Below are 5,754 nucleotides of genomic sequence, written 5' to 3'. Positions count from 1 at the left end.
ATAGTGGTAATCTGCGATGGAGATCCCAGTAAATCACCACTATTTAATACAACTTAAAATATCTTCCGAACACTTATGTTTTAAAAACCTGTCGGGTTTATCTCATTGCTTTTCACAGCAATTTGTTCGCTGTTTTAGAAATGTTTCCTTCTGATGAATTTGAGATGTTGGATGAAATTAATCAAATGCTTGTTGTAAATTCTCAAAGTTTTAATGAATAAATTATTGAAAAAATATTGCGGCTAATAATAGAGGTTTTAATTGTGTTGAATTGATAATAGTATTTTTTATCTTCTTAAAAGTTATGTATGTAATAACATATTTATTTTTTATGAAATTTATTTACAAATTAAATCAAGCGGACTAGGGAATTCAATAATTTTATAATTGACAGATAAGTTTTTTACCTTTGTGTTCTGTTTTTAAAACCAAAATATAAATGTTATACTCAAAAATAGAAGGCGAAGGAAAACCTTTCATCATCATGCACGGATTTTTAGGAATGTCTGATAACTGGAAAACTTTGGCAGGGCAATATGTAGAGGCTGGATTTCAGGTTCATATATTAGACTTAAGAAATCACGGCCGCAGTTTTCATTCAGATGAATGGACTTATGAAGCAATGGTAAAGGATGTATTCGAATATTGTCAGGCAAATAATTTAAGTAAAGCTGATGTTTTAGGACATTCAATGGGAGGAAAAGTAGCAATGCTTTTTGCAACCACACATCCTGAAATTGTAGATAAATTAATTGTGGCAGATATAGGTCCGAAATTTTACAAACAACATCATCAGGATATTTTGGCAGGATTAAATGCAATTGATTTTTTAGTAAAACCAAGCCGAAATGACGTTGAAGCTACTTTATCTGAATATGTTCCCGATTTTGGAACACGTCAGTTTTTGTTAAAGAATTTATATTGGCAGGAACCCGGACAATTGGCTTTTAGGTTTAATCTGACAGTTTTTAACACTAATTTAGATGCCATTGGAAAAGCTTTGGCAGATGATTTAGTTTTCAATAATCCCACATTATTTATTCGTGGAGGAAATTCAGGATATATTTTAGATACAGACTTTGAGGCAATACGCCAACATTTTCCGGATGTTAAGTTCGAAACAATTCCAAACGCCGGACATTGGCTTCATGCCGAAAATCCTAAAATGTTTTTTGAATTAACTACTCAGTTTTTAAAAGAATAGTTTTTAAGCAACTGATTAAAAGAATTAGAAAGATTTTTTTTAAAGATTTGATTTATAATTATGTCACGCAGATTAAAAAAGATTTAAGCTGATTCTCACGGATTTATTTACTACTTATGATAAATCTGCAAAATCTGCGTGAAACAAAAAATACTTTTAATCCAATATAAAAATCATTATATTTATTCAAACTTTTAAATAAAAAAGATATGAATTTTTTACTCAGACTTCTTGTTACTGCTGCTTTGGTTTTGTTAATCGCTAACTTTTTGCCAGGTGTTCACGTTGCCAGTTTTGCTACAGCTGTAATCGTAGCAGTTGTTTTAGGATTACTAAATCTTTTTATAAAACCTATATTAGTTATCCTGACATTGCCTGTAACCTTTATTACTTTAGGTTTGTTTTTATTGGTAATTAATGCGATCATTATTTTGTTGTGTACGAATATTGTTGGCGGTTTTGCAGTCGATTCATTCTGGACAGCATTGTTCTTCAGTATCATATTATCTCTGCTTCAATCTGTTACCTATAAAATACTTGGAGACGATAAATAGAATAAATATAGAAAGCGTATTTTAAACGACTTCAAATACAATAGACTAAAAACTTGGTTGGGTTGCAAAAATTTTATAATTTTGCAACCCAATTTTATTATGTAAATTAAAGAAGACGATGGATATCAAAAGAGTAGCAATAAACGCTGTGAATGAAACAATTGTAATGACAGTTGTTCACATGGATTATAAAGGTCAAGTAGCAAAAAGAATAAACGAAAAAATGCCTTTGGCTACCGTTAAAGGTTTTAGAAAAGGACAAGTACCTAAAGACCTTGTTGAAAAACAATACGGAAAATCAATTAAGCAAGAAGAAGTTCAAAAAGTTGTTGATTTGGCTTTAGAGCGTTTTGTTCAATCTGAAAGATTAAATCTTTTAGGAACTCCTCTTGCAAAAGTAAACGAAAACTTTGACTGGGATGCAGAAGAACTAACTTTCGAATACGAAATTGGTTTAGTACCTAACTTCGAAATTGATTTAGAAGCAAAAAACAATATCGTAAAATATATTGTTACTGCTGATGATAAATTAATCGACGGACAAGTAGAGCGTATCCAAAAACAATTTGGAAAAGCAATTCCACAAGAAGTTGTGTCTGCTGATTCAGATTTGACAGGAACTTTCTCAAACGAAGAAAAAGGTATCGACAATACAACTACAATTTCATTATCTACATTCAATAAAGCTGCTGCTGATAAATTCATCGGTAAAAAAGTTGGAGATGTTGTTACAGTAAGCACAAAAGGTTTATTTGAAGATGATCACCAATTAATGGATTACCTAAAAGTAGGTCATGATGACGTTCACGGTTTAGATGTTGAAGTAAACTTTACTATCGAAGCTATCAACGGAGCTGAATTAGCTGAATTAAACCAGGATTTATTTGATAAACTTTTTGGTGAAGGAAAAGTAGCTTCATTAGAAGATTTGAAAGCTAAAATTAAAGAAGATGCCGAAGCTCAATTCGCACAGCAAGCAGATCAAAAATTATTGTTAGACGTTCAGGATTTCCTTATCGAAAACACAAAATTTGATTTACCGGCTGAATTCCTTAAAAAATGGTTACAAACTGTTGGAGAGAAAAAACTTTCTGCAGAAGAAGCTGAAGTTGAATACACAAGATCTGAAAAAGGATTACGTTTTCAATTAATCGAAGGAAAAGCAATGGCTCAAAGCAATATCCAAATTACATTTGAAGATTTGAAAGCTTTTACAACAAAATCTATCAGACAACAAATGGCTCAATTTGGACAAACAAATCCAACTGACGAAGAAGTACAAGGAATCGTGGCAAGAGTTTTATCTAACCAGGACGAAGTGAAAAGACTTTCTGAGCAAGTTGTTGCTGAAAAATTGTTAGAAGTGTTTAAAGAAAAAGCAAATCCAACAACTAAAGAAGTAACTTACGAAGAATTTATTGCTGCATCTTACGGAGAATAATTTCTAAAAAAAATAAGTATATTTGAGCGTCAGGAAGTTTTTTCCTGACGCTCTTTTGTTTTAATTTATTTTTGATTACTTTTCAGAAGCTAATCCAGCTATTCGTTACAAGTTTTTTCTTCCGTTTAAGTTTTTTAAATTCTTGTAAGAGCTTCTTCCAGTCGCTTTCAAGAATAAAAAAACTAAAAAACGGAATTCAAAAAGCTTTTCACTGCTATCTGGGCTAGAAATAAGACAAATTGGCATTCTTTATAAAAAGGTATGAACTTTGTTTGATTCGTTTGAGTCACTTTCCGACTTAGACTTTCAACTTTTAAACTAAAAATATGAACTACGGTAAAGAATTCAAAAAATTTGCTACAAAGCACCAGGGAGTAAACGCAATGTACTACGACAAAATCGTAGCCGCAATGAACCCAACAAATATGACTCCATACATTATTGAAGAGCGTCAGTTGAATGTTTCTCAATTAGATGTGTTTTCAAGATTAATGATGGACAGAATTATCTTTTTAGGAACAGGTATCGACGATCAGATCGCGAACATCGTTCAGGCGCAGTTATTATTTTTAGAAAGTGCTGATGCATCAAAAGACATTCAAATTTATCTAAATTCACCTGGAGGAAGCGTTTACGCAGGATTAGGTATTTATGATACAATGCAATACATCAAACCAGACGTAGCAACAATTTGTACAGGAATGGCAGCCTCAATGGGAGCTGTATTATTATGTGCAGGAGCAGCAGGAAAACGTTCAGCTTTGCCACATTCAAGAGTAATGATTCACCAACCATCAGGAGGAGCACAAGGAGTTGCAACAGATATGGAAATCAACTTGCGTGAAATGTTGAAATTAAAAGATGAATTATACCATATTATCTCTCAACATTCAGGACAAACTTTTGATAAAGTACACAAAGACAGTGAGCGTGATTACTGGATGAAAGCTGACGAAGCTAAAGAATACGGAATGATTGATGAAGTATTGAGAAGAAGCTAAAAAAAGTTTATTTGTTTCAAGTTTCAGGTTTAAAGTTTGCTATTGTTAACTTGAAACCTGAAACTTGAAACCTGAAACTTGAAACAAAAATAAAGTTAATAGGTTACTAAGTTTTGGATGTTTTAGTGATAAATATCAGAAACTTAGTAACTTTGCAACTTAGTAATAAAAAAAGAATGGCTAAAGTAGTATTAGAATGTTCGTTTTGTGGAAGAAAAAAGCCAGAAACCAATTTATTGATTGCAGGTATCAATGCACATATCTGTGATAAGTGTATTGAACAAGCACACGGAATTGTATTAGAAGAATTAAAATCAGGCGGAAGTGCAAAACTTGTTGGTGATTTAATTTTAAAGAAACCAAAAGAAATCAGAGCTTTCTTAGATCAATATGTTATTGGTCAGGATCAGACTAAAAAAGTAATGTCAGTTGCGGTTTACAATCACTATAAACGTTTAATGCAACAGCAATTAGACGACGAAGTAGAGATTGAAAAAAGTAACATCATCATGGTAGGTCAAACCGGAACCGGAAAAACATTGGTAGCCAAAACTATCGCAAAAATGTTAGACGTTCCTTTGGCTATTGTTGATGCAACCGTACTTACAGAAGCTGGTTATGTAGGGGAAGATGTCGAAAGTATTTTGACACGTTTGCTGCAAGCTGCTGATTATGATGTGACCAAAGCTGAAAGAGGAATCGTTTTTATTGATGAAATAGATAAAATTGCCCGTAAGAGCGATAATCCATCAATAACACGTGACGTATCTGGTGAAGGTGTGCAACAAGCTTTGTTGAAATTATTAGAAGGAACAGTTGTAAATGTACCGCCAAAAGGAGGACGTAAACATCCGGATCAAAAATTTGTAGAAGTAAATACTCAAAATATCCTGTTTATTGCAGGTGGAGCTTTTGATGGTGTAGAACGTATTATTTCTAAGCGTTTAAACCGTCAGGCAGTTGGATATTCAACTTCTAAAAATGTCGATAATATTGACAAAGACAATTTACTGCAATATATTATTCCAAAAGATATCAAAGATTTTGGATTGATTCCAGAAATTATCGGTCGTTTACCGGTTTTGACACATATGGATCCTCTTGACAGAGAAACTTTACGTGCAATTTTGACACAGCCTAAAAATGCATTAATCAAACAATATCAAAAATTATTTTTAATGGATGATGTTGAATTTAGTATTACTGACGAAGCATTAGATTTTATTGTAGACAAAGCTTTAGAATACAAATTAGGAGCACGTGGATTACGTTCGTTATGCGAAGCAATCTTAACAGATGCTATGTACGAATTGCCAAGTTCTGATGATAAAGTTTTAACAATCGATGAAGATTATGCAAAACATACTTTGAATAAAAATTTATTGAAGCGTATGGAAATTGCTTCTTAAAGCTTAAAATAAATTTGTCCAGTTTTTAAATTGGCAAACTTAATATATAAACCTGTTCATTTATTTGAACAGGTTTTTTTTGTAAGATTTTTTTTAAATATTTTATTTTAATATTATTTTATTAAGAATAAATTTATATATTTGG

5 protein-coding genes are annotated in these 5,754 nt (G+C 32.0%); all 5 read left to right on the top strand.

Going from position 1 to position 5,754, the window contains the following annotated elements:
• Positions 1-439 precede the first annotated feature (439 nt).
• The 5 genes from ACHZDT_RS12920 (at position 440) to clpX (ending at position 5,609) form a co-directional block, all read left to right on the top strand.
• Positions 440-1,204 carry an alpha/beta fold hydrolase gene (locus ACHZDT_RS12920; RefSeq protein WP_394775042.1) on the top strand — a complete coding sequence of 255 codons (765 nt, stop codon included), beginning with the start codon at positions 440-442 and terminating at the stop codon, positions 1,202-1,204.
• Positions 1,205-1,413: 209 nt separating this feature from the next.
• A complete protein-coding gene (locus ACHZDT_RS12915) occupies positions 1,414-1,758 on the top strand; it encodes a phage holin family protein (RefSeq protein ID WP_394775041.1) in 345 nt (114 codons plus the stop codon).
• A gap of 118 nt (positions 1,759-1,876) precedes the next feature.
• Positions 1,877-3,199 carry a trigger factor gene (locus ACHZDT_RS12910; protein ID WP_394775040.1) on the top strand — a complete coding sequence of 441 codons (1,323 nt, stop codon included), beginning with the start codon at positions 1,877-1,879 and terminating at the stop codon, positions 3,197-3,199.
• A 326-nt stretch (positions 3,200-3,525) separates the two neighbouring features.
• A complete protein-coding gene (gene clpP / locus ACHZDT_RS12905) occupies positions 3,526-4,200 on the top strand; it encodes an ATP-dependent Clp endopeptidase proteolytic subunit ClpP (protein WP_026985566.1) in 675 nt (224 codons plus the stop codon).
• A gap of 176 nt (positions 4,201-4,376) precedes the next feature.
• On the top strand, positions 4,377-5,609 hold the full coding sequence (gene clpX, locus ACHZDT_RS12900) for an ATP-dependent Clp protease ATP-binding subunit ClpX (protein ID WP_394775039.1): 1,233 nt from the start codon (positions 4,377-4,379) through the stop codon (positions 5,607-5,609).
• Positions 5,610-5,754: the final 145 nt, after the last annotated feature.

This window comes from Flavobacterium sp. (genome assembly GCF_043722275.1).
Lineage (GTDB): Bacteria > Bacteroidota > Bacteroidia > Flavobacteriales > Flavobacteriaceae > Flavobacterium.
This window is presented reverse-complemented; position numbering and strand designations above follow the sequence as displayed.

Excerpts from the sequence above, each read along its gene's own strand:
- ACHZDT_RS12920 (WP_394775042.1), top strand. The coding sequence starts at position 440 with ATGTTATACTCAAAAATAGAAGGCGAAGGAAAACCTTTCATCATCATG.
- ACHZDT_RS12910 (WP_394775040.1), top strand. The coding sequence starts at position 1,877 with ATGGATATCAAAAGAGTAGCAATAAACGCTGTGAATGAAACAATTGTA.
- ACHZDT_RS12915 (WP_394775041.1), top strand. The coding sequence starts at position 1,414 with ATGAATTTTTTACTCAGACTTCTTGTTACTGCTGCTTTGGTTTTGTTA.
- clpX (WP_394775039.1), top strand. The coding sequence starts at position 4,377 with ATGGCTAAAGTAGTATTAGAATGTTCGTTTTGTGGAAGAAAAAAGCCA.
- clpP (WP_026985566.1), top strand. The coding sequence starts at position 3,526 with ATGAACTACGGTAAAGAATTCAAAAAATTTGCTACAAAGCACCAGGGA.